This is a genomic window from Dyella sp. CR10, assembly GCF_055814425.1.
The window spans coordinates 1,219,271-1,242,846 of the sequence record NZ_CP185986.1 but is presented as its reverse complement, the minus strand read 5'-3'; the positions used below and the strand labels follow the sequence as shown (position 1 = coordinate 1,242,846).

16 protein-coding genes and 2 pseudogenes are annotated in these 23,576 nt (G+C 66.7%); 6 read left to right on the top strand and 12 right to left on the bottom strand.

From position 1 onward, the window contains the following. Positions 1–13: 13 nt before the first annotated feature. The 3 genes from ileS to murJ form a co-directional block, all read right to left on the bottom strand. Positions 14–2,875 carry an isoleucine--tRNA ligase gene (gene ileS, locus ACNR9O_RS05820; RefSeq protein WP_473700751.1) on the bottom strand — a complete coding sequence of 954 codons (2,862 nt, stop codon included), beginning with the start codon at positions 2,873–2,875 and terminating at the stop codon, positions 14–16. Positions 2,876–2,990: 115 nt separating this feature from the next. Next, the gene (locus tag ACNR9O_RS05815; protein WP_473682205.1) at positions 2,991–3,944 is read right to left on the bottom strand and encodes a bifunctional riboflavin kinase/FAD synthetase; all 954 of its coding nucleotides are present in this window, start codon (positions 3,942–3,944) and stop codon (positions 2,991–2,993) included. A gap of 41 nt (positions 3,945–3,985) precedes the next feature. Next, positions 3,986–5,593 (bottom strand): murein biosynthesis integral membrane protein MurJ, encoded by a 1,608-nt coding sequence (gene murJ, locus ACNR9O_RS05810; RefSeq protein ID WP_473682206.1) that lies wholly within the window; start codon positions 5,591–5,593, stop codon positions 3,986–3,988. A 278-nt stretch (positions 5,594–5,871) separates the two neighbouring features. Between murJ and rpsT the strand changes: the two genes are divergently transcribed. Next, positions 5,872–6,135 carry a 30S ribosomal protein S20 gene (gene rpsT / locus ACNR9O_RS05805; RefSeq protein ID WP_267224003.1) on the top strand — a complete coding sequence of 88 codons (264 nt, stop codon included), beginning with the start codon at positions 5,872–5,874 and terminating at the stop codon, positions 6,133–6,135. Between the two features lie 236 nt (positions 6,136–6,371). Here rpsT and ACNR9O_RS05800 read toward each other — a convergent pair. The 7 genes and pseudogenes from ACNR9O_RS05800 to ACNR9O_RS05770 all read right to left on the bottom strand — a co-directional run. Next, positions 6,372–9,758, bottom strand: a pseudogene (locus ACNR9O_RS05800) (ATP-binding protein); the annotation flags it as partial. A 205-nt stretch (positions 9,759–9,963) separates the two neighbouring features. After that, a complete protein-coding gene (locus tag ACNR9O_RS05795) occupies positions 9,964–10,608 on the bottom strand; it encodes a DUF4194 domain-containing protein (RefSeq protein ID WP_473700750.1) in 645 nt (214 codons plus the stop codon). 22 nt (positions 10,609–10,630) lie between these two features. Further along, complete coding sequence (locus tag ACNR9O_RS05790) at positions 10,631–12,100, bottom strand: DUF3375 domain-containing protein (RefSeq protein ID WP_473682209.1); 1,470 nt, start codon at positions 12,098–12,100, stop codon at positions 10,631–10,633. Positions 12,101–12,149: 49 nt separating this feature from the next. Beyond that, the gene (gene cgtA / locus ACNR9O_RS05785; RefSeq protein ID WP_473682210.1) at positions 12,150–13,229 is read right to left on the bottom strand and encodes an Obg family GTPase CgtA; all 1,080 of its coding nucleotides are present in this window, start codon (positions 13,227–13,229) and stop codon (positions 12,150–12,152) included. Between the two features lie 163 nt (positions 13,230–13,392). Continuing rightward, positions 13,393–13,650: a 50S ribosomal protein L27 gene (gene rpmA, locus ACNR9O_RS05780; RefSeq protein ID WP_473682211.1), complete on the bottom strand. Its 258-nt coding sequence runs from the start codon at positions 13,648–13,650 to the stop codon at positions 13,393–13,395. Between the two features lie 25 nt (positions 13,651–13,675). Then, positions 13,676–13,990 carry a 50S ribosomal protein L21 gene (rplU, locus tag ACNR9O_RS05775; RefSeq protein WP_473682212.1) on the bottom strand — a complete coding sequence of 105 codons (315 nt, stop codon included), beginning with the start codon at positions 13,988–13,990 and terminating at the stop codon, positions 13,676–13,678. A 124-nt stretch (positions 13,991–14,114) separates the two neighbouring features. Continuing rightward, the gene (locus tag ACNR9O_RS05770; RefSeq protein ID WP_473682213.1) at positions 14,115–14,882 is read right to left on the bottom strand and encodes a DUF2059 domain-containing protein; all 768 of its coding nucleotides are present in this window, start codon (positions 14,880–14,882) and stop codon (positions 14,115–14,117) included. A 188-nt stretch (positions 14,883–15,070) separates the two neighbouring features. Here ACNR9O_RS05770 and uvrA point away from each other — a divergent pair, with 188 nt between their 5' ends. The 5 genes from uvrA to ACNR9O_RS05745 all read left to right on the top strand — a co-directional run bounded on the left by uvrA (position 15,071) and on the right by ACNR9O_RS05745 (position 21,900). Continuing rightward, entirely contained in the window at positions 15,071–17,959 is a 2,889-nt protein-coding gene (gene uvrA, locus ACNR9O_RS05765) for an excinuclease ABC subunit UvrA (RefSeq protein WP_473682214.1), read from the top strand. Then, positions 17,956–18,456, top strand: a complete 501-nt coding sequence (locus tag ACNR9O_RS05760) for an acyl-CoA thioesterase (RefSeq protein WP_473682215.1) — start codon at positions 17,956–17,958, stop codon at positions 18,454–18,456. The genes uvrA and ACNR9O_RS05760 overlap by 4 nt, the downstream gene beginning before the upstream one ends. Before the next feature lie 40 nt (positions 18,457–18,496). Next, positions 18,497–19,504, top strand: a complete 1,008-nt coding sequence (locus ACNR9O_RS05755; RefSeq protein ID WP_473682216.1) for an asparaginase — start codon at positions 18,497–18,499, stop codon at positions 19,502–19,504. A gap of 112 nt (positions 19,505–19,616) precedes the next feature. Continuing rightward, on the top strand, positions 19,617–21,074 hold the full coding sequence (locus ACNR9O_RS05750) for a DUF4139 domain-containing protein (RefSeq protein WP_473682217.1): 1,458 nt from the start codon (positions 19,617–19,619) through the stop codon (positions 21,072–21,074). 73 nt (positions 21,075–21,147) lie between these two features. Beyond that, positions 21,148–21,900, top strand: coding sequence for an enoyl-CoA hydratase/isomerase family protein (locus tag ACNR9O_RS05745; protein ID WP_473682218.1), 753 nt, complete (start codon positions 21,148–21,150; stop codon positions 21,898–21,900). 13 nt (positions 21,901–21,913) lie between these two features. Here ACNR9O_RS05745 and ACNR9O_RS05740 read toward each other — a convergent pair whose 3' ends face one another. Both ACNR9O_RS05740 and ACNR9O_RS05735 read right to left on the bottom strand, forming a co-directional pair. After that, a complete protein-coding gene (locus ACNR9O_RS05740; RefSeq protein WP_473682219.1) occupies positions 21,914–22,774 on the bottom strand; it encodes a sulfurtransferase in 861 nt (286 codons plus the stop codon). Continuing rightward, positions 22,771–23,567, bottom strand: a pseudogene (locus ACNR9O_RS05735) (CoA pyrophosphatase). The gene ACNR9O_RS05740 and the pseudogene ACNR9O_RS05735 overlap by 4 nt, the downstream one beginning before the upstream one ends. Between the last annotated feature and the right edge of the window lie 9 nt (positions 23,568–23,576).

Here is a 23,576-nt window from a genome sequence, read left to right as displayed (position 1 = left end):
GCCGCCCGCGGCTTTAGAACCAGCGGCGATCTTCGCCCGGCCCGTCGACGTTGCTTACGCAACGTCCGCACAGCTCCGGGTGATCCGGATGCTGGCCGACATCTTCGCGGCGATGCCAGCAGCGCACGCACTTGGCCGCGCCGCTGACTGTGGCCGACACCCACACGTCCGCGCCCTCCAGCTCCGACAGCACGGCCGTGTCCGGCTGGCCGCCGGCCATATCGAGGCGCACGTCAGACGTGATGAAGAAGAAGCGCAACTCATCGGCCGCCGCGGCGTAACGGGCCACTAGCGCCGGATCGGCGTGGATGGCCAGCTTCGCTTCCAGCGATGCGCCGATCTGCTCCGCCTTGCGCATGCCTTCGAGCACGCGCGAGGCGGTATCGCGGATCGCCAGCAGATCCGACCAGTAGCGGCGCTGCTCCGGCGAACCCTGGGCGGCGGACAACCCTTCGTACCAGGTTTCGAACAACACGCTCTCGCCACGCTCACCCGGCAGCGCCTTCCAGATTTCCTCGGCGGTGAAGCTGAGCATCGGCGCCAGCCAGCGCACCAGCGCCTCGGCGATGCGGAACATCGCGCTCTGCGCGCTGCGCCGGCCGCGGCTGTCGGTCGGCATCGTGTAGAGGCGATCCTTGGTGATATCCAGGTAGAGGGCGCCCAATTCGTTGGTACAGAAGTTCTGCACGCGCTGCACGATCTCCGGGAAATCGTAGCGGTCGTACGCGGCCGCCACCGCCTGCTGCACGTCATAGGCCTGCTGCACCGCCCACTGGTCCAGCGGCAGGCATTCCTCCACGGGCAGCAAATGCTTCGCCGGATCGAAACCGTCGAGGTTGCCCAGCAGGAAGCGTGCAGTGTTGCGGATGCGGCGGTACATGTCGGAGACGCGCTTGAGGATTTCGTCCGACAGCGACATCTCGTTGCGGTAGTCGGTGGAGCAGATCCACAGGCGCAGGATGTCCGCACCCAGGTTCTTCATGATGTCCTGCGGCTCGATGCCGTTGCCCAGCGACTTGGACATCTTGCGACCCTGCGCGTCCACCGTGAAGCCGTGGGTGAGCACGTCGTCGTAAGGCGCGCGGCCGTGGATGGCGGCGGAGGTGAGCAGCGAGGACTGGAACCAGCCGCGATGCTGATCCGAGCCTTCCAGGTACATCACCTTGTACGCCGCCGCATCGCCTTGCTGCAGCTCGGGACGCTGGCCGACCACGGCGAAGTGCGTGACGCCGGAATCGAACCAGACGTCGAGCACGTCGTTGACCTTCTCGTAATCCTTGGCCTCATCGCCCAGCAGCTCGGCCGGATCGAGCGCGTACCACGCGTCGATGCTGCCCTGCTCCACGCGCCTGGCGACCTGCTCCAGCAGCTCGACCGACTTCGGATGCGGCTCCTGCGTGCCCTTATGCACGAACAGCGCAATCGGCACGCCCCAGGTGCGCTGGCGCGAGATGCACCAGTCCGGACGGTCGCCGACCATGCCGGCGATGCGCTCCTCGCCCCAGCCCGGCACCCAGCGCACCTGGCGGATGGAATCCATCGCCGTCTTGCGCAGGCCCGCCTGCTCCATGCTGATGAACCACTGCGGCGTGGCGCGGAAGATCACCGGCGTCTTGTGGCGCCAGCAATGCGGATAGCTATGCTCGATCTTGTGGTAGGCCAGCAGCAGGCCGCGCGCGCGCAGCACGTCGACGAGAGCGTCGTTGGCCTTCCACAAATGTGTACCGGCCAGCTGCAGGCCGTCGGCCGGCGGCGTGTCCGCGCGATAGGTGCCACGCGGTTCGACGAAATTGAGCGTTTCGATGCCGTATTTGCGCGAGACCACGAAGTCTTCCACGCCATGATCAGGCGAGGTATGCACCGCGCCGGTGCCGTCCTCCGCCGAGACGTGCTCGCCCAGCAACACCGGAATCTTGCGGTCGTAGAACGGATGCTGCAGCAGCACGCCTTCCAGCGCCTGGCCAGCGGCATGCCCGAGCACGACCGGCTGCTCCACGCCGTAACGATGCGAAGCCTTCTCCACCAGCGCGGATGCCAGCACCAGCAGCACACGGCGACCGTCGCGCGCAGGGCCTTCTACCAGCGCGTATTCCAGGTCCGCACCCATCGACACCGCCTGGCTTTCCGGCAGCGTCCACGGCGTGGTGGTCCAGATCGGGATGGCCACGATGGCGTCGCCCGCGTCCACACCGAACTTCGCGGCAAGCGCCCTGGGATCGAGCGCGTCATACGCCACGTCGATAGCGGGCGAGACCTTGTCCGCGTACTCGATCTCGGCCTCGGCCAGCGCCGAGCCGCAGTCGAAGCACCAGTACACCGGCTTGAAGCCGCGCACCACGTGGCCGTTGGCGACGATGCGTGCCAGCGCGCGCAGCATATCTGCCTCGAACTTGTAGTCCATGGTGCGGTAGGGATGCTCCCAATCGCCCAGCACACCCAGACGCTTGAAGTCGGTGCGCTGCAGATCGATCTGCTGCTGTGCGTACTCGCGGCATTTCTGGCGGAAGGCAACGGCATCGAGCTTGTCGCCAGCCTTGCCGTGCTTCTTCTCCACCGCGATCTCGATCGGCAGACCGTGGCAGTCCCAGCCCGGCACGTACGGCGAGCGGTAGCCGGCCAGCAGGCGCGACTTCACCACCACATCCTTGAGCACCTTGTTCACCGCATGACCCAGGTGGATCACGCCATTGGCGTACGGCGGGCCGTCGTGCAGCACGAACACCTTGTCGCGCCCCGCCGTGCGCTGCTGGATCTGCGCGTAGCGGCCGACCTTCTCCCACTCCGCCAGCCACTGGGGCTCGCGCTTGGGCAGGTCGCCGCGCATCGGGAAGTCCGTCTGCGGCAGGTTGATGGTGTTCTTGTAATCCTGGGTCATTGCTCGGATGCCATCGGGGTTGTCGGGCGCGGCCCTCGTGCCGTCGCCGTCGTAGATCATGCCGGCGCGCGCTGCGCGCCGGACGGGAGCCGGAACGTTAACGGAATCCGCCGCCTCATGCCTCGGCCAGGCGCGGGTTCATGCCGAGCACTTCGCGCGCCGCACGGGCATCGCGGTGCATCTGCTCGGTGAGCGCCTCCAGGCTGTCGAATTTCAGCTCGTCGCGCAGCTTGGCGACGAACTCCACCGCCATGCGCTGGCCGTAGAGATCGCCTTCGAAATCGAACAGGTGCACTTCCAGCAGCGGTTGCAGCACCTGGTTCACCGTGGGTCGGATGCCCAGGCTCGCCACGCCCGGCCAGGCGCATTCGCACTCGCCCAGGCCCACGCGCACCGCGAAAATGCCATGCACTGGCGGTACCCGATCGCGCAGATGGATGTTGGCGGTGGGAAAACCCAGCTCACGGCCCAGCTGGTTGCCGTACTCCACCTTGCCTTCGATGACGAAGGGACGTCCCAGCAATGGCGCGGCGCCGGCGAATTCGCCCGCGGCCAGCAGCATGCGCACGCGCGTGGCGGAAACGCGCGCGCCGTCGAGCAGCACCGGCGGCATCACACGGGCGGTGAACCCGAGCTCCGCGCCCATCTTTTCCAGCAGCGCGACATCGCCACCACGCTTGTGGCCGAAACGGAAATCGCCGCCGACCCATACCTCGCGCGTGCCCAGGCGCTCGACCAGCACGCGGCGCACGAAATCCTCCGCCGGCATCGAAGTCAGCTCATGATTGAAGCGCAGGATCAGCGCCTTCTTCACCCCGGCCGCCTCGAAACCCAGCAGCTTCTCGCGCACGCTGGACAGGCGCGGCACGGGCTCCTTCGAAAAGAAGGCACGCGGCAGCGGTTCGAAGCTCACCGCGATTGGCGTCAGGCCGGACGCCTGCGCGCGTTCACGTACTTGCGCCAGCAGCGCCTGGTGCCCCCGGTGCAGCCCGTCGAATGCGCCGACGGCGACCACGCTACCGCCGGGCGCCAGGCACGGACCGGCGATATCCCTGGAAAGTCTTGTCATCGCGCGAGTATAGCCTCAGCGCGATGCCCTGCGGCGGCGCATCAAACGCCGCGCAGTTCACGCAGACGGAAGCCCGCCGCGAACAGCGTCGCGAGGTAGGCGCCGCCGCCCGCCGAAACGAGTGCGGCCAGGTGCCAGACTCGCGTCCACTTGGATGCCTCCGTCCAGTCCGGCCAGACCCACAGGCCCGCCAGCAGCACGCCGATCATCACCGCGCAGGCCAGTGCCAGCCGCCCCAGATGTCGCGCCCAGCCCGCCTGCCGCTGATACACCCCCGCCTTGCCCAGCCAGTGCCACAGCAGCCCAAGGTTGATGTAGCTGGCGGCGGCGCTGGCGATGCCCAGCGCCATATGCAGGCCAGGGACTTTGGCCAGCCCCTCCAGCAGCGGCCCCTGCTTCACGTCGGCCGGTGCCCACAGGGCGAACAACAGCGCCAGGAACAGCACATTGAGGACCATGTTCGAGATCAGCGACGCGACGCCCGCGCGCACCGGCGTGCGCGTGTCCTGGCGGGCATAGAACGCTGGCAGCACCACTTTCACCAGGGCGAAGGCTGGCAAGCCGAAGCTCAAGGCGGAAATCGACAACGTGGCCATGCGCGTATCGAACGGCGTGAAACGACCGTGCTGGAACAGCGTGGCGACCAGCGGCTCCGCCAGCAGCATGAGCGCGAACATGGCCGGCACGGCAATCAGCAAAGTCGTGCGCAGCCCCCAATCCAGTGCCTTGGAAAAACCATCGCTGTCGGTCGCCACGTGGTGACGCGACAGGGACGGCAGGATCACTGTGCCCAACGCCACGCCGAACACGCCCAGCGGCAATTCCAGGAACCGATCTGCCTGGGACAACCAGCTCTGCGACCCGATGAACAGCAGCGAGGCGATCACCGTGTCCAGCAGCAGATTGATCTGCGCCACCGACGAGCCGAACAGGGTCGGCACCATCAGCTTGAGGATCCGGCGCACGTCCGGGTGGCTCCAGCCCCAGCGGGGCAAGGTCAGCAAATTGAGCTGACGCAGCGCCGGCAGCTGGAACAGCAGCTGCAGGATGCCCGCCGCGAGGATCGCCCAGCCCATCGCCATGATCGGCGTGTGCAGGCGCGGCGCCAGCCACAGCGCGCCGCCGATCATGCACAGGTTGAGGATCACCGGTGTCAGTGCCGGCAGGCCGAAGCGATGGAAGCTGTTGAGCGCACCGCCCGACAGGGCGGTCAGCGAGACGAACAGCAGAAAGGGAAAGGTCAGCCGCAACAGGTCCACCGTCAGCGCGAACTTCTCCGGTGTCTCGATCGCGCCGGGCGAGAACAGCACCGTGACCTGCGGCGCGAAGATCACGCCCAGCGCGGTGACCAGCAGCAGCACCCCGCCCAGGGTGCCGGAGACCCGCGACATTAAGGCCTTGAGATCGTCGTGGCTGCGCTTCTCCTTGACCTCGGTGAAGACCGGTACGAAGGCCGTCGAGAACGAGCCCTCGGCAAACAGGCGGCGCATGAAATTGGGGATGCGGAACGCCACCCAGAACGCATCGGTCGCCGCATTGGCGCCGAAAGCCGCGTTGATCGACATATCCCGGACCAGCCCGAGGACGCGCGAGATCATGGTCATGCCGCTGAACGACAGCAGCCCTCGGAACATGCTGGGAGACTTCATGCGCGCGCCGGTACCTTCTTGTGGTCTGTCAGGGGAATCGCACGGCCCCGCTCCCCGGGCGGGCGGCCGGCAAAGCGCGTAGTTTGACAGCCGGCGCGGGCGAGAAGACAGCGCCAAACGTGGCAAAATGCCGGCTCCGTTCACGGGAGCGGCGGACTTCTCCCGCCGCTGAGCAGGCCCACGGGGCCTGAATGTCGCTAAGCTGTTGACGCAGCGACTCATTGGCGTCATAATCACCGCCTTTTTCCACCCAACCCAAGCGATTCCGGAGTTCTACCTTGGCCAACATCAAGTCCGCGAAGAAGCGCGCGCGCCAGTCCGAGCAGCGCCGCCTGCGCAACGTCAGCGCCCGTTCCATGGTGCGCACCGCCCTCAAGAAGGTCGTCAAGGCCATTGAGGCCAAGGACAAGGCCGGCGCCGTCGAAGCCTTTGCTGCCGCCCAGCCGGTCATGGATCGCTACGCCGCCCGCGGCCTGATCCACAAGAACAAGGCCGCTCGCCACAAGAGCCGCCTCAACGCGAAGATCCGCGAGCTGGCGTAAGCCGGCTTCCTGCGATTCGGGTTGGCAAAAAGGCCGGCTTTCGCCGGCCTTTTTGGTATCTGAAAGCCAGCCGGCCAAAGCCGGCTTTTTATTGCGCGCCGCGCAGGCTCCCTCGGCGTGCTCGCGCTGAAACCCTTCCCTCTCTGGAGAAAGTGGTGGCAGCTGGAGGAGAACAGGGGCGGAGCGATACGCCCCCCGTCCATCGAGCCGTAAGAAGCGTTCTACGCCGCCACTTCGCGCGCCTTCTCCGGCAGCGCCAGCCGCCGCTCCTCGGCGTCGTATTCGATCAGCAGCACGCCCGAGTCGTGGCGCCCGTTGATGTCCACGAAACATGCGCCGCCAATGAACGGCTCCAGCGTCATGACCGACTTCAGCGGCGTGGCCACCACCATCTGGAAACCGAAGTTCTCGAAGATATTCATCGCCAGAGCGGTGAACTCGTTGTCCGCTTTGTCGAAAGCCTCGTCCAGCACCACCGGCGCATAGCGCGGCAGGTGCCCGTCGTCGCCGCCAAGCTGGTAGCGCAGCGCGGCCGCCAGGCAGGTCGTGGCGAGCTTCTGGCGCTGGCCACCGGACTTGCCGGCGCCGCTGCGATACACCTCGACCTGCCGGCGCGTATCGGCCTCGATCTCCACGCCGACGAATTCCACATGCAGACGCACATCCAGCACCTGCTCACGCCAGCGGCGATGCTCGGGGTCCGTCGCCCCCAGGCGCTCCACCAATTCGCGCAGCACGGCGAACTGCGCTTCGGCACGCTCGCGGTCCTCGGTCTGGTGCTGCATGAGCACCTCGCGCAGCTGCGCCTGGAAGTCGCGCACTTCCTGCAGACCGCGATCGCTCACCTCGATCTGCAGGAGCGTTCCGCGGTTGAATGGCACCCGCTCGAGACTCTCGTTGACCTCCTCCATGCGCTGGCCGATCGACTTGCGCGCCTCGGTCATGTGTTTCTGGAGCACCAGCAGATCCTGCTTGCTCTGGCTCTGCAGCAGATCGAAGAAACGCACTTCATGCTTGGGCAGGCCATCCAGTTCGAGACGGCGCAGGCGAGCCAGGAAACCCTCGGCCGAATCCAGCCGTGGCGTGAAGTCTGCGCTGTCCTGGGGCCAGCGGCGGCAGAACGCACGGAAGCATTCCTCCACGGACTGCACCAATGCGTGATCGCGTTCGCCCTGCGTCTGCAGCACGTCCAGCAAGGAGCGCTCCAAGGTACGGAACTGCCCGTCGATGTTCTCCAACGACAGCGCGGGCGATATCGGCAGGCGCGCGCGCAGGCCATCCAGCTGCAAGGGCGTCAGGGTCGCCGCGCCGGCACGCGTAGCACAGGCGTCGCGCTGCGCGTCCAGACCGCGGCGCTCGCGCTCCACCGCGATGCGCTCGGCGGCCGTGTCCTCGCAACTCTTGGCGGCGTTCTGACGTGCCGCCCGCTCCGCTTCGAGCCGGCGTCCCAGCTCGTGCAGTCCCTCGTCACCCTCATTCAACTGGCGCAGCTGATCTTCGATATCGGCCAGTCGCTGCAGCTTGGGAGCGATGTCGATCTCTTCCCAGTCCATGCCCGCCAGCGTGGCCGCCGCCACGCGGCGGTCGCCCTCGCGCTCGCGCTGCGTCTTGAGGTCAGCCAGCGCATCACCGCCGCGCGCCAGCGCCTGGGCCAGTTCGAGCCCTTCCTTTTCGAACAGCATCAGCTTGTCGCGATTATCGAATCCGAGCACCCAGTGACGACGGTCGTCCACCGCGCGCCGATCGTCCTTCTCGTAGCGATCGCCCGGATGCTTGACTTGGCCTTCGCGCGTGATGGCGCGATCGGCCTGACGCAACGCCGCGGCATTGTCCACACAGCTGTAGTCGAACCGGCGAGCCAGTTCGGCCTGCAGCCAGTCGCGATGCGCGTGATCGCGCAGCTCCAGACGATGCACCAACGAACGACCGTCTGGTCGGCGCTGACCGAACGATTCCACGCGGCCGACCCGGTAATACACGAACTTGCCGCCCAGGTGCGTCTTGTTGATCCAGGCAGCGACCTGCGCGTACTGCTGCTCATCGACCAGCAGCGACAGCGCGAAACCATGCAGCACGCGTTCGATGGCGCCGCGCCACGGCGCAAACTCATCTTTCACCTGCAGCAACTCGCCGACGAAGGGCAAAGCGTTCTCGGACCAGCCAAGCTCCTGGCAAAGCCGCGCACGCATCGCCTGCACCGGCGCAGGAATATTGGATGGGTGCTTCTTCAGGGCGTCGATTTCCGCGCGCACCGTCGCGAAGCGCTGCGCGGCCTGACCGCTGTCGCGCTTGATCGCATCCATTTTTTCTTCGAGAGCGCCTCCCTTATCGCGCGCGCCGCTCACGAGCTCGCGCGCCTGCCCCGCCAGTTCAGCGAAAGCGCGCGCGGTGCCCGGCAGCGCCCAGTCCAGCTCACGACAGGCGGCTTCGAGTTTGTTACGGCGGCGCATGCGCTCATCACGCTCGCGCGCTACCTGCTCACGCTCGCGTTCGAGCTGATCGACCGCGTCACCACCCTGCTCGCGGCGCTGCCGCTCCATGTCGGCCAGCCGCTGGTCGTGGTTCTCGAGCACCTGCTTGCGCTGGGCCAGCTCGCCCTCCAGCGCCTGGGCCTGCACGTCCAATGCGGCCCTGCGGTCGTCCAGCAACATCAGGCGCCGCTGCTCACGGAACAGATCTACGCCCTGCTGTTGCTCGCGCAGCTCGCTGGTTTCGCGCCTCAGCGCCTGCAGATTCTCGTGAGCTTGCCGCGCCGGCACGAGCGTCTGTACCTGCTCGCGCGCGATCACCACCGCCTTGTGCGCGGCGTCCAGTTCCGCGAAGTCCGCCACCAGCCGATCGGCCGCAACGAACGTCTCCGGCTCCTCCAGCATGAAGCCGCGCAGGAAATGATTGAGATCGCCCAGGTTCTTGGCCGACTGCGTCTTGTGCAGCAACCTGAGCGCCATATCGTTCTGGATGCCGAGCAGGCGGCGGAAGCGTTCCGCATAGCCAGCGAAAGCGTCGAAATGGTGCACCTCTTCGCCAAGGCGAGTCTTGAGGCGGCGCAGGTCCAGGTCGAAGCCGTCCAGGTCCCTGGCGACGTCGAATGGGCGCTCAGTGACCATGTAGTGCTTGCGCACGTCAGCCGCGGCCGAGCCGGTACCCGCGATCCAGAACAGACGGATCAGCGACACCGTGGCGCCCATCGCATTGCGGTACTCCAATGCCAGCGCTGACCAGGTGGTGCCCTTGCGCAGGTACTGGGTGGCGATCTCGCCGGAATCGCTGTCGTGCTGGTCGGCCCATGCGCCTCGCACGTACGAAGCCAGGTTGCGATCGCGCCCGCTGCGATCGGCCTCGCGGGCCGCTGCGTTGAAGTCCACCAGGCTCGGCGGCACCAGCAGAGCGGACATCGCATCGAGCAAGGTCGACTTGCCCGAACCGGAACGTCCCACGAAAAGAAAGCCCTTCTCGGCAATCGGAATATCGACCAAGCCGCTGAACGTGCCCCAGTTGAACACCTGCAGCCGCCGCATGCGGAACTGCTCGTCGCGCGGATCGGGCAGGTCGGAGAGGAACAGCGACGGTGCGGCCGTAGGTGCCGTCTTGGCTTTCGAGGGGCGAGCGGAAGCCGTCGCCATGACTTCAGCCGCTGCGACAGGCGTCATCAGGGGTGGACTCAGATCGACCGGCGTGGCGACCTTTGCTTTCTTCGGCGTCGACGTGTTTCCAGCGACCTTGCTCGCACTGGCGCCATTCGGCCTCGACTTGGCCGTCTTCGCTTTCTTCACGGGCGCCTTGCCTGCCGCCTTCTTGCCGACCGCGCCTTTTGCCGGCGTCTTGCCCTTACTGCTCATCCGCACCCTCCTGCAGCACTACCTCGGCACCGCGCAGCTCGCGATACACCTGCGTCAGCGCTTGCACGTCCTCGGCGGAGAACAGCAACTTCAAGGTCGGCGAGACTTCGTAGCGATCTTCGCTGCCGCGCAAGCGTTCCAGTACGTGACTCTCGCGCATCTTGCCGATCGCCGCGGCGACGCGCCTGGCGAAGCCGGCACGGTCGGTGGAGAAATTCTTCTCGTAGACGGACAGCGCATCGACCAGGGCGCCCTCCTCCACTACCGCGCGGCGTCCCTGCGCCTCGCCTTCCAGCAGCTGCTGGCGCAGGTGCAGCAGCAGCACCGTGTCAATGAAAGTCAGCGGCGACGAGCGCAATAGCACCGGCGTGTCCAGCTCGCCGGTCTCGGCCTGGCGCACGAAGGCGACACCGGATTCACGATCGACCACCAGCTCCAGGAACAACTCGCACAGCTGTGAGCGCAGCGTGGTTTCGTAGCGCAACAGCACAGGCCACAACGCGGCATGGCGACCCGCGTCAATACTGGGCCCGGCCAGCAGCTGACATAGCGCGCGGCGCACCTCAAGCGGCAGCACGCCCGTATCGCCCTCGAACAGCGCATTCTTCACGGCAACATCCGACACGACGGGCATGGCTGCCGCCAGCTCGGCCTCTTCACGCAAATTCATCGCGCTTCTCTCTCAGGAACCACACCAGGGGTACGCGCGCATGGCGCCACCGGCCGTCACCGCCTTGCCACGACACTTCTTCCAGCCCGCCCTCGGCGACCACGCCATGGCGCGTGGCCAGCGACAGGTAACCGATGATGCTGCCCAGGCCCTGCTCGGCCGGACGGGCCACGAGCACCTGCGCGATCGACAGCTGCTCCCGTTCCTGCAGCAGGTCATGAAGGTCGCGGCGCAGGCCGCGGAAGTTGATCTCCGACTGCGCCACCAGCGCGCCGACGCTGTCCAGCGAAATGGCGACTCCGCCCGAAACATCGATGCGACCGTCGACCCGTGCATGCCGCGGATCATGCAACCGCCATTGCGACACCGAGCGCAGCCGACTGCTGCTCAGAGGCAGCTCCACCGGCATGCGCCGATGCGCCCCCACCTCGTCGCGAAGCTGCAGCGCTTCCGCCTGCGCCTGCTTGAGCAGCTGATTGAGGCGGCGCTGCTCCAGGTAGCCGCGGCTCTGCACGAAGCCGCGCAGGCTGCGCGCGAAATGCTGCATGACATCGTGCACCTGGCTGCCGCGCTCCAGCATCACGCGCGTGAAGCTGCGCAGCATCTGCCGTTCCTCGCGCTGCAGCCGACGTGCGAAGCTGCGCGACAGCACGATCTCCATCGCTGCATCCAACTGTGTGCTCTGCTCGACGTCGTTCAGCAATCTCCAGAACGCGCCGAAGCTGCGACCGGCTTCGCTGTCGCCGATCACGTCGACGCCTTCGAACAGGCGGTCCAGCAGGTCGCCGCGGTGCCCCTCGTCATCGATGATGCGTTCGCGGAATTCGCGGTTGAGTCGCTCGAAATCTTCGCGCACACGCCGAAAATCCTCGGCGAGATCATCGGCGAGCTGGATGACTTCGCGCGTGCGCTCGATCGCGCGCTGACCGCCGAGCGCGTCCACCTTGCCGCTTCTGACGCGCTCGATCTCGGCATCGAGGCGAGCTCGCTCGGCGAGGAGCGCATCGAGGCGCGCAGCCGCATCCGTCTCGGTCTGTTCGGCCAGCTGCACCAGCTGCTGGATGACCAGCGACAGGCGGCTTTCGGTCGCCGCGTGACGGGGGGTATGCAGGCCGGTGATGAAACGCACGGCCTGAGCAGCCTGAGCCGACAGTTCGTACTCCTCCTCGCTCGCGCCTTCAGGCAGACGGCGCTCGAGGTACCCCTGCGATAGCCAGTGCGCCACATAGGCCTGGGCCGTGCGCGGCAGCTCGGTAGGCAGATCGGAGGCGTTGATGGCGTCCAGATGCTCCTGCAGGCGCTCATGCAATGCGGAAGCCGGCAGGCGGCGTTCGCCGTCCTGCAGCAGAGCCTGCAGAAGGCCGATCAGTTCGGGGGCATGGTCGGCGGCCAGGAGCCGCCACAGGGCCTGTTCGCGCAGCCGGCGATAGCCGGCGATGCGGGCTTGCAGCTTCATGCGTGGATGTCGCTCCTGGCGGCGCGGAGAACGGCGGAACGCGGCAGGCTCACTCGCGCGGCGCTTCCCCGCGCAGCCGCACGTCGCCCGGCAGCATGTCGGTACGTCCCTCGCGAGCTTCGCGCTGCGACTCGAAGAAGCGCTGGATCTGCTGGCATACATTCATGGTGTTGTCGCGTGCGATCGCCGAGACCAGGAACCATGGCTGGGTCCAGCCGAGCCGCTGCACGATGTCCTCGGCCACGGCCTGGCGCTCGTCCTCCGGCAAGGCATCGGACTTGTTGAGCACCAGCCAGCGCGGGCGATGAAGCAGTTCGGGATCGAATTTTTCCAGCTCGTGCTCGATGGCATGCACTTGCTCGACCACGTCCGAGCCATCGATCGGCGCGACATCCACCAGATGCAGCAGCAGGCGGGTGCGGGAGACATGACGCAGGAACTGGATGCCCAGGCCCGCGCCTTCCGCGGCGCCCTCGATCAAGCCGGGAATGTCCGCGATGACGAAACTCTGCTCCGGCCCCAAGCTGACCACGCCCAGATTGGGATGCAGCGTGGTGAACGGGTAGTCGGCGACGCGCGGCGTCGCGGCGGATACAGCGCGGATGAAGGTGGACTTGCCCGCGTTCGGGAAACCCAGCAAGCCCACGTCGGCCAGCAGCTTCAGCTCCAGCTTCAGCTCGCGCACTTCGCCCGGCGTACCCGGCGTGGATTTGCGCGGTGCCCGGTTCACCGAGCTTTTGAAATGGATGTTGCCCAGGCCGCCCTTGCCGCCCTGCGCGACCAGCAGGCGGTGGCCGTGCGCGGTGAGGTCGCCAATGACTTCGTCGGTATCGACATTGGTCACCACGGTGCCGACCGGCACGCGGATCACGGTGTCGTCGCCGCCCTTGCCGTACATGTCGCTGCCCATGCCGTTCTGGCCGCGCTGCGCCTTGAACGCGCGCTGGTGGCGGAAATCGACCAGCGTGTTGAGGCCCTCGTCGGCCACCAGCCACACCGAGCCGCCGCTGCCGCCGTCGCCGCCATCCGGGCCGCCGAAGGGAATGAATTTTTCGCGACGGAAGCTGATGCATCCGTTGCCGCCGTCACCGGCCTGGACCTTGATGATGGCTTCGTCGACAAATTTCATGGGAAGGAATCGGGAAGAGGAAAACGGGAACAGGGATCGGACGCGCCTTGCGCATCATATAGGGAACCGGGAACGCGCTCTTCCCGTTCCAGCTCTCCCTTCCCTGCCTTCAAAAAACAAAAGCCCCGCCGAAGCGGGGCCCTTGCAACGATACGGCCCGGGCTCAGCCCTGGACGACGTTCACGTACTTGCGGTTCTTCTCGCCACGGGTCTTGAACTCGACCGTGCCGTCGACCAGCGCGAACAGCGTGTGGTCACGACCCAGGCCAACGCCGGTACCGGCATGGAACTTGGTGCCGCGCTGACGCACGATGATGTTGCCGGCCTCGATGGCCTGGCCACCGTAGATCTTCACGCCGAGATACTTCGGGTTCGAGTCGCGACCGTTGCGGGACGAACCTACGCCTTTTTTATGTGCCATGACTGATTACTCCAGAATTGGCGGATCAGGCGTTGATGCCCGTGATCTCGACTTCGGTGAAATGCTGACGATGTCCCTGCTGCTTCTTGTGGTGCTTGCGGCGGCGGAACTTGATGATGCGGACTTTGTCGGCGCGACCATGCTTGCGCACAGTGGCGGTGACGGTGGCGCCGGTCACGGTCGGCGCGCCGACGGTGATGGTCTCGCCCGAGCCGACCAGCAGCACCTGGTCGAACTTCACGCTGGCGCCTTCGTCGGCGTTCAGCAGCTCCACGCGCAGGACGTCGCCCTGCTGGACGCGGTACTGCTTGCCGCCGGTCTTGATGACTGCATAACTCATGGGATTATCCCTTCTGTCGTTATTCTCTTGGGTTTCGCCATGGCCTTTTCGGGGCCGGCGAACGCGGGAGTATAGCGACCCGCGCGGCCACTGGTCAATTACTGACCACCCTTTCCGCCCCCGCTCAGGAGGTCGTCGTCTTGTCCGTCGCCGACTTGGCGGGGGCCTTGGTCTGCGGCTGGGACGAAGCCTTGGGCGCCGGCTTGGGCGCAGCCTTGGCCGGGGCCTTCTTGCCGTTCGTCTTGGCTGGCGCCTTGGCCTTGGACTTGGTGGCCTTGGCCTTGCCACCGGTTGCCGCGGCCTTCTTCGCCACGGGCTTGGCCGGTGCCTCGTCCTGGGGCTCGTCCTCCTCGTCGTCGCCGCCGGCAGCCGCTCCTGCCGCCAGCCCGGTGGCTGCCGCAGCCCCGGACGCGGTCACTCCGGGCGCCGCCGGGCAACGCCCGTTGGTATCCAGGCTGCCCTTCTGTTTGAGCTCGGCGATCATCTGGTCGCTGCGCTCCTTGCTCCACTGCAGGCCGGCCTGGTTGGCCTCGCCCATGGTGGTAGGCATCTCGGTGATGACTTTCTGGCCGAGAGGAGATCGATAGAACTTCAGCATCCCTTCGATCTCATCGGCCGTGAAATGGCGCTGGTAGATCGGCACCAGGCGGCCGATGAACTGCTGGGTGCCATTGGCATCCATGTAGCCCTGCCAATAGCTGGCCGGAATGCACGGCAGCGATTGCTGCATCACGCTTACCGCCTGGGTGTTCATCTGGCTGAGCATCTTGCCCACCCCGACCACATCCATCAGCTGGCGCACCTGCTCCTCGCTGGGCTGGGTCGCGGCGACCGCCGAGCCCATCCATGCCGCCAGCGCCAGCGCGATCCCCCATCCTTTCCACTTGCGCATGTGTACCTGTCTCGCTGCCCCGGCCTCGCGGCCAAAAGAGTTATTAAGCCAACCCCCTTGTTAACACTTTGATGGCGTCCCACCTAAGTAACTCTCCCGGCACCCGGCCAACCTCCGATCAGGGGCAATAACTGACCTGACTGGTTTGGTATAGTGCAGTTTTTCCCTCCTCCCACTCCCCGGCGTTCATGGACACCATCCGCATCCGCGGCGCGCGCACGCACAACCTCAAGAACATCGACCTGGATCTGCCCCGCGACAAGCTGATCGTGATCACGGGCCTGTCCGGCTCGGGCAAATCGTCGCTGGCCTTCGACACCATCTATGCGGAAGGCCAGCGCCGCTACGTGGAATCCCTCTCGGCCTACGCCCGCCAGTTCCTCTCCATGATGGAGAAGCCGGACGTCGACCATATCGAGGGCCTGTCCCCGGCCATTTCGATCGAGCAGAAGTCCACCTCGCACAACCCGCGCTCGACCGTGGGCACCATCACCGAGATCTACGACTACCTGCGTCTGCTTTATGCGCGCGTCGGCACGCCGCGCTGCCCGGACCACGGCATCCCGCTGGAAGCGCAGACGGTGAGCCAGATGGTGGACGCCACTCTCGCCCTGGACCCGGAAAAGCGTTTCATGCTGCTGGCTCCGGTAGTGCGCGAGCGCAAGGGCGAACACGTGCAGGTGTTCGAGCAGCTGCGCGCGCAGGGTTTCGTGCGCGCCCGCGTGGACGGCGCCGTGTACGAACTCGACGCCGTGCCCCCGCTGACCCTGCGCCAGAAGCACACCATCGAAGTGGTGATCGACCGCTTCCGTCCGCGCGACGACATCAAGCAGCGTCTGGCCGAATCGTTCGAAACCGCGCTGCGCCTGGGCGACGGCCTGGCGATCCTGGCCGACATGGACGATGCGAAGGCGCCGGAGCAATTGCTGTCGTCGCGCTACTCCTGCCCGGTGTGCGACTACTCGCTGCCTGAGCTGGAACCGCGCCTGTTCTCCTTCAACTCGCCGATCGGCGCCTGCCCGACCTGCGATGGCCTCGGCGTGACCCAGGTGTTCGATCCGGCCCGCGTGATCGGCCATCCGGAGCTGCCGTTGTCCGGCGGCGCCGTGCGTGGCTGGGACCGCCGCAACGCGTACTACTTCCAGATGATCCTGTCGCTGGCCAAACACTATGGCTTCGACGTCGACACGCCCTGGCAGAAACTGTCGGCGGCCGTGCAGAAGGCCGTGCTGTACGGCAGCGGGAACGAACAGATCCAGTTCCGCTACCTCACCGAGCGCGGCGGCAAGGTGACGCGCGAACACACCTTCGAAGGCATCCTGCCCAATCTGGAGCGCCGCTATAAGGAAACCGAGTCGGCCGCCGTGCGCGAGGAGCTGGCCAAGTACATCAGCGACCAGCCCTGCCCCGATTGCCACGGCCAGCGCCTGAACCGCTCCGCGCGCAACGTGTTCGTCGCCGACCACGCCCTGCCTTCGCTGACTTCGCGCTCGATCGACGATGCGCTCGGCTTCTTCGACACGCTCACGCTCGCCGGCTGGCGCGGCGAAATCGCGGTGAAGATCGTCAAGGAGATCCGCGAACGCCTGAGCTTCCTCAACGACGTGGGCCTGAACTACCTGACGCTGGACCGCCAGGCCGATTCGCTTTCCGGCGGCGAGGCGCAGCGCATCCGCCTGGCCTCGCAGATCGGCGCAGGCCTGGTCGGCGTGATGTACGTGCTGGACGAACCCTCGATCGGCCTGCACCAGCGCGACAACGAGCGCCTGCTGGGCACCCTGACGCGCCTGCGCGACCTGGGCAACACGGTGATCGTGGTAGAGCACGACGAGGACGCGATCCGCCTGGCCGATCACGTCCTGGACATCGGCCCCGGCGCCGGCGTGCATGGCGGCGAGGTGGTAGCGCAGGGTTCGCTCAAGGACATCCTCGGCTCCAAGCGCTCGGTGACCGGCCAGTTCCTGTCCGGTCGGCGCGCCATCGAAGTGCCGGCCGAACGCCGAGAGCAGGAGGACAAAGAATCCTGGTTGCATCTGCGCGGCGCCAGCGGCAACAACCTCAAGAACGTCGACCTGTCCATTCCGGCAGGCCTGTTCACTTGCGTCACCGGTGTCTCCGGTTCGGGCAAGTCCACGCTGATCAACGACACGCTGTTCCGCATCACCGCCGCCGAACTCAACGGCGCCAGCGAGCAGCCTGCACCGTACAAGTCGGTCGAAGGACTGGAGCTGTTCGACAAGGTCGTGGACATCGACCAGTCGCCGATCGGCCGCACGCCGCGTTCGAATCCCGCCACGTATACCGGCCTGTTCACCCCGTTGCGCGAGCTGTACGCGCAGGTGCCGGAAGCGCGTTCGCGCGGCTATACCGCCGGCCGCTTCAGCTTCAACGTGCGCGGCGGCCGCTGCGAAGCCTGCGAAGGCGACGGCATGATCAAGGTGGAGATGCACTTCCTGCCCGACGTGTACGTGCCCTGCGACGTCTGCCACGGCAAGCGCTACAACCGCGAAACGCTGGAAATTACCTACAAGGGCCATACCATCGCCGACGTGCTCGACATGACGGTGGAAGATGCGCTCAAGCTGTTCGAGAACGTCCCCACCATCGCACGCAAGCTGGAAACGCTGCGCGCGGTCGGCCTGGATTACATCAAGCTCGGCCAGAGTGCGACCACGCTGTCCGGCGGTGAAGCGCAGCGCGTGAAGCTCTCCAAGGAGCTGTCCAAGCGCGACACCGGCCGCACGTTGTACATCCTCGACGAACCCACCACGGGTCTGCACTTCCACGACATCGAGCAGTTGCTCGACGTGCTGCACCAGCTGGTGGACCAGGGCAACACGGTGGTGGTAATCGAGCACAACCTCGACGTGATCAAGACCGCCGACTGGATCGTCGATCTCGGTCCCGAGGGCGGCGCGGGCGGTGGCCGCATCCTGGTCGCCGGCACGCCCGAAACCGTGGCCGAAGCGGCCGCTTCGCATACCGGCCGCTTCCTTGCGCCGCACCTCGGCATGACGCCGGCCAAGCCGCAGAAGAACAACGGCCGCGACAAGGCCATCCGGAAGAAGACCGCATGAGTTCCAGCAGTACCGACAAGCCCGCCCCGGCGCGTCGCCGCAAGACCGCCGAGGCGGAGGCCGCGGCGCCTGCGCCCGTCGCGGAACAGACCGCGCCGCAGGCACTGTTCACCGCATCCATCGGCGTGCGCTGGCGCGATCTGGACGCGTTCAATCACGTCAACAATTCCAATTACCTCACTTACCTCGAAGAGGCGCGGCTGCAGTGGCTCAAGCACGTGCCCGGGCCATGGTTCGATGAGGAGTCGATGCCGGTGCTGGCGGCCAGCGAGATCAACTACCGCATGCCGATCGAATGGCCCGCGCAATTGCACGTCGAGCTGTTCTGCCTGCGCCTGGGCAACAGCTCGATGACCATCGGCCATCGCATCGTGGACGCCGAACAGCCGCAGCAGTTGTATAGCGACGGCCACGTGGTGATGGTCTGGATGAATCCGCATACCGGCAAGCCGGTTTCGCTGCCGCAGGCCATCCGCGACGCTGTCGCGCCGGGCTGAAGCCACCTCCTTCTTTCTGCGCAGGCATCCGACGTTCCCCATGACTACCGCCCTTCCCCGCGTCGCCATCATCGGTTGTGGCGGCACCATCGCCTCGCTGGGTACATCCAGCCTGGATCTGATGGACTACCCGGAACACGGCAGCAAGCTCGACGTCGCACAGATCCTTGCACGCGTGCCGGAAATATCGCTGGTGGCGGACGCACAGCCAGTGCCATTTCGCTCGGTCGGCAGCAACAACCTCACCATGACGGACTGGTTCGAGCTGCGTGCGACGCTGCGGCGCCTGTCGCGCGAGCAGCCGGAACTGGCCGGGTTCGTAATCCTGCATGGCACCGCGACCTTGGAAGAAACCGCGTTCTTCCTCGACCTCACCCTCGACATCCCACAGACCGTGGTACTCACCGGCTCGCAGCGTCCGCTGAGCGCGCTGGGCTCCGACGCGCCGATGAACCTGCTGGGCTCTACCCGCGTCGCTGGCGATCCAGCGTCGCGGGAACGCGGCGGGCTGGTGGTGTTCAACGACGGCATCTACGCCGCGCGCGATGTGATCAAGGTGTCAACGCTGCGGCTGGATACGTTCCGCTCGATGGACCACGGCGTGCTCGGCACGGTGGATCCCGACGGCATCCGCTACCGCCGCCGCCCTGAAGGCCGCCCTGCACCCACGGCGGCCTTCGCCGGTCTTCCCGACGATGCGCAGCCGCCTCGCGTCGATATCGCCTATTCGTACGTCGGCGCGGACGAGACCATGATCGAAGCCGTGCTCGCCAAGGGCGCGCGCGGCATCGTTTCCGCCGGCCTGGCGCCCGGCCTGGTCACCCGGGCGGAAAAGCTGGCGCTGGAAGCCGCCATCGCGCGTGGCATCGCTGTCGTGCAATGTACGCGCTCGCCGCTGGGACGCGTCGCGCGCCGCCGGTATCTGCAGGAAGCCGGTTTCATCGCCGGCGAGGACTTCAGTCCGCAGAAGGCGCGCATCCTGCTGGCGCTCGGGCTTACGCTGAGCACCGATACCGAGACGCTGCGCGGGTATTTCGCCAGCCATTGAACGGCGGCAACGCGCCAGGCTTCCCGAGGGGTTAAGGCGTTCGCCGCGCCGGATGCCGCGCCTTCATGCGCGACGCGTAAGATCGGCGGCGCCCAACGAAAGGAGTTCGCCCGTGAGCAAGTTCCCCTTCACCGCCCTCGCCCTGGCCTGCGCCACCGGATTCGCCGCGAGCGCGTCCGCCGCGACACCCGGCCGCACCGAATTGACTCTGTATCGCAGCGATGATGCTTCGCTGTTCAACGTCGGTGACGGCGGCAGCGTCGGCAGTGGTTACGCCATGGCGCGCGAGCCGCGCCAGTTGGACCTGAAGCAAGGCGTGCAGGACATCAGCCTCGGCGGCCTGCCTGCTTATCTCGATACCGAAGCCTTGTCGCTGAGCGTCGAAGGTGACGCGGCGCACGTGCTCTCGCAGCGCCTGCGCCTGGCCCAGGGCCGCGATGCCGCGCTGGGCAGTCTGGTTGGCCAGTCGGTAGAAGTGCTCGGCAGCAGTGGCCAGACCTTGGCCAGCGGCACCTTGCTGCGCGCCGGCGACGGCCTGCTGGTGAGCGATGCCGGCGGCCGCACCAGCCTGATCCGCGACTATGCCGCGGTGCGCGCGTCCGGCCATTTCAGTACCGGCTCCAGCCTGGAGCTGCGCGTCGAGGCTGCCCGCGCCGGCAACGCCCGCACCGTCCTGAGCTATCCCACCGCCGGCCTGGGCTGGCGCGCCGCCTATATCGGCACGTTGCTGCCGGGCAATGGCTGCAAGCTGCGTTTCGAGTCGCGCGCGAGCATCGCCAACCGCAGCGGGCGCGACTGGAACGGCGTAGGTCTCACCCTCATCGCCGGCGAGCCGCAAATCACGCGTTCGCCCGGCCCCGGCCCGGTAATGGCGATGGCCTACCGCGGCAAGGCGGAGGCCGCCGACATGCCGCAGCAGGGTTCCGTGGCGGACTACCGCAGCTACACCCTGCCCGGCGCGGTTGACCTCCCGGACGGCAGCGTCAGCCAGGTGCCGCTCTACGCCACGCGGCAGATCGATTGCGAGCGCACGCTGCTGTACGAAACCGGCGGACGCTGGACGCCGCCGCAACCGATGATCAACCGCGATTTCAACAACGGTGGCGGCAACACGGTGACCAGCACGTTGCGCCTGCGCGCCTTCGACAGCTTGCCGGCGGGCAACCTGCGCGTGCTCACCGCCGATCGCGACGGCACGCCGCAGTTCATCGGCGAAGGGCGCATCGAAGACACGCCCAAAGGCACCGACGCCACGATCACCCTGGGCAAGGCCTTCGACTTGCGCGCCGACCGCGAACGGACCGAATTCAAGCTGGACAAAGCCGGCCGCAGCATGGAGGAGTCCTTCCGCATCACGCTGACCAATGCCGGCGACGCCGCGCGCACCGTGACCGTGCGCGAGCACCCGAACCGCTGGCGCGAATGGACGCTGGTGTCGTCCAGCCTCAAGCCGTCCGAACAGAAGCCGGACCTGCTGGAATTCCGCGTCGAAGTGCCGGCGGGCGGCAAGGCCACACTGGACTACGCGGTGCGCTACCGCTGGAGCGAGACCGACCAGCCGCAGCAGTAAGCCAAGACCGCAACGACGAGGCCCGCGAGTTTGCTACGCTCGCGGGCCTCACTTCTTTGCAGGGGATGCCGCCATGCTCAACCTCGTCAGGCACGACGCGATCGTCGAGATCAACCTTGCGCGACCGCCGGTCAATGCCTTGAATCTCGATCTGCTGAAGGCTATCCAGGATGGCCTGGCCAAGGCCGTCGAGGATGGCGCGCGCGGCATCGTGCTGTCCGGCGCGTCCGGCATGTTCTCGGCCGGCGTCGATGTGCCCGCGCTGCTCGGCCAGGATCGCGAAGGCGTCTACACGTTCTGGCGCACGTTCTTCGCCACCTGTTCGGCGATCGCCATGTCGCCCGTGCCGGTGGTGGCGGCGATCACCGGGCACGCGCCCGCCGGGGGTGCGGTGCTGTCGCTGTTCTGCGATTACCGCGTGATGGCCGAGGGACCGTATCGCATCGGCCTCAATGAAGTGCAGGTCGGGCTGATCGTGCCGGAGTGCATCCAGCTCGCCCTGCGCCGCGTGGTGGGCACCTACCGCGCCGAACGCCTGCTGGTGGCCGGTGCGATGATCGAAGCACAGCAAGCACTGGCCTGCGGCTTCGTGGACGAGCTGACCGCGGTGGACCAGGTCACCACGCGCGCACTGCACTGGCTCAACGAACTGATCGCGCTGCCGCGCGGTGCCATGCTGGCCACGCGGCAAATCTCGCGCGCCGATCTCACCGCTGTATGGGCCCGCCCGGAGGCGCTGCCGGTCGATCAGTTCGTCGATGCGTTCTTCAGCGACGAAACCCAGGCCGTGCTCCAACAGCTGGTGGCACGCCTCAAGAAGAAGTAAGCGCCGTCCGCCGTCAGGCTTTTTCCACGGGGCGCGCCGGATCGCTGACCCAGCCGCTCCACGACGGCGCGTACAGGCGCGAACCCTCGAGTCCGGCGTGTTCCATCGCCAGCAAATTGTGGCAGGCAGTCACGCCGGATCCGCACATGTGCACGACGCGCTCCGGCGGCAGTCCGTCGAGCAGCGCGCCGAATTCCTGCCGCAGCTGATCTGCGGATTTGTAGCGTCCCTGCGCATCCAGGTTGTCCGAATACGGCCGATTCGCCGCCCCCGGCACGTGTCCGCCGACACGATCGATCGGCTCGACCTCGCCGCGATAGCGCGGCGTGGCGCGCGCGTCGATGAGCAACTGGCCCGGCTGCGCCGCCACGGCCTGATGATCCACGATGTAGCGCGCCGAGTCGTAATGCATCGATACGTTGGTCGGTACGCGCCGCACCTCGCCAGACTCCAGCGGCAGCCCCGCCGCCTCCCAGGCCTGGAAGCCGCCATCCAGCACGGCCGCTTCGCGGATGCCGACCAGCCGCAGCAGCCACCACAACCGCGCGGCGGCCAGCGCGCCGCCTGCTGCGTCGTAGCTCACCACTTGCAGGCCGGGCCGCCAGCCCAGGCGCGACAGCACTCTGGAAAATGCCTGCTCGGACGGCAACGGATGCCGTCCCAGCCCCTCACGCTCACGCGACAGGTCGGAGAGGTCGCGATTCAGATGGGCGTAGACGGCACCGGGGATATGCGCTGCGCGATACGCGTGCTCGCCCTTGTCGGGATCGCCACCGGCGACGGCCAGTTCGAAGCGGCAATCGACGATCAGCACGTCGTCGGGCGACATGGCGGCAAGTTCGCCGGCTTCGATGAGCGTGGTGCGCGGATTCATAGTCGTCCCATTCGCTGAAGCAGATTGACGAGCATGGCGGCGGTGGCCCCCCAGATGCGATGGCCGCCATGGACGAATTCCACCATGTCGCGGCGATGGCCGCGGAATTCCATGGTGTAGCGCCGCAGGTTGGCCGGGTCCAGAAAGAACGCCAGCGGCACTTCGAACACCTCCGCCACTTCCGCCGGTGCGGGATACAGCCGCGCCTCGGGCGCGACCCTGGCGACTACTGGCGTGATGCGGTAGCCGCTGATGGTGTCGAAGCTGTCGAGATAGCCCAGCGGTGTCACCAGTTGGCGATCGAGACCGATCTCTTCCTCGCTCTCGCGCAATGCCGTGGCGATGGCATCGGCATCTTCCGGATCCGTGCGTCCGCCTGGAAACGCCACCTGGCCGGCATGCGCCTGCAGGCTGTCGTTGCGCACGGTGAGTACCAGCCGAGGCTGCACGCCTTCGCGCCAGCCCAGCAGCACCGCGGCGGCACGCCGGGGCGAATCGCCGATCAGCTCGGCCATCTCGCGGTAGTTCCAGCCCGGCCCCTGCGGCGGCTCGGACAAGGGTCGCACCGCGGCGGCGACGATCGACAGAGGGTCGTCCATCATGGCGCCTTCCGCCGTGCCGGCAGCACGTCGCGCATGTAGCGCAGGCGCTCCGCATCGCTCAAGCCGCGCCACCGCGCGATCTCTTCGCCGGTACGCAGGCAGCCTTCGCAGAAGCCGCGCGGATCGAGGCGACAGACGCCGATGCAAGGAGTCAGGGGTGCAGGAGGAACGGGAGCAGGATCGGGAGGCATGGACCGGAC

Bases quoted from the DNA above. Each gene is read 5' to 3' on its own strand.
- ileS (WP_473700751.1), bottom strand. From the start codon at position 2,875: ATGACCCAGGATTACAAGAACACCATCAACCTGCCGCAGACGGACTTC.
- ACNR9O_RS05815 (WP_473682205.1), bottom strand. From the start codon at position 3,944: ATGACAAGACTTTCCAGGGATATCGCCGGTCCGTGCCTGGCGCCCGGC.
- murJ (WP_473682206.1), bottom strand. From the start codon at position 5,593: ATGAAGTCTCCCAGCATGTTCCGAGGGCTGCTGTCGTTCAGCGGCATG.
- ACNR9O_RS05795 (WP_473700750.1), bottom strand. From the start codon at position 10,608: ATGCCCGTCGTGTCGGATGTTGCCGTGAAGAATGCGCTGTTCGAGGGC.
- ACNR9O_RS05790 (WP_473682209.1), bottom strand. From the start codon at position 12,100: ATGAAGCTGCAAGCCCGCATCGCCGGCTATCGCCGGCTGCGCGAACAG.
- cgtA (WP_473682210.1), bottom strand. From the start codon at position 13,229: ATGAAATTTGTCGACGAAGCCATCATCAAGGTCCAGGCCGGTGACGGC.
- rpmA (WP_473682211.1), bottom strand. From the start codon at position 13,650: ATGGCACATAAAAAAGGCGTAGGTTCGTCCCGCAACGGTCGCGACTCG.
- rplU (WP_473682212.1), bottom strand. From the start codon at position 13,990: ATGAGTTATGCAGTCATCAAGACCGGCGGCAAGCAGTACCGCGTCCAG.
- ACNR9O_RS05770 (WP_473682213.1), bottom strand. From the start codon at position 14,882: ATGCGCAAGTGGAAAGGATGGGGGATCGCGCTGGCGCTGGCGGCATGG.
- uvrA (WP_473682214.1), top strand. From the start codon at position 15,071: ATGGACACCATCCGCATCCGCGGCGCGCGCACGCACAACCTCAAGAAC.
- ACNR9O_RS05760 (WP_473682215.1), top strand. From the start codon at position 17,956: ATGAGTTCCAGCAGTACCGACAAGCCCGCCCCGGCGCGTCGCCGCAAG.
- ACNR9O_RS05755 (WP_473682216.1), top strand. From the start codon at position 18,497: ATGACTACCGCCCTTCCCCGCGTCGCCATCATCGGTTGTGGCGGCACC.
- ACNR9O_RS05745 (WP_473682218.1), top strand. From the start codon at position 21,148: ATGCTCAACCTCGTCAGGCACGACGCGATCGTCGAGATCAACCTTGCG.
- ACNR9O_RS05740 (WP_473682219.1), bottom strand. From the start codon at position 22,774: ATGAATCCGCGCACCACGCTCATCGAAGCCGGCGAACTTGCCGCCATG.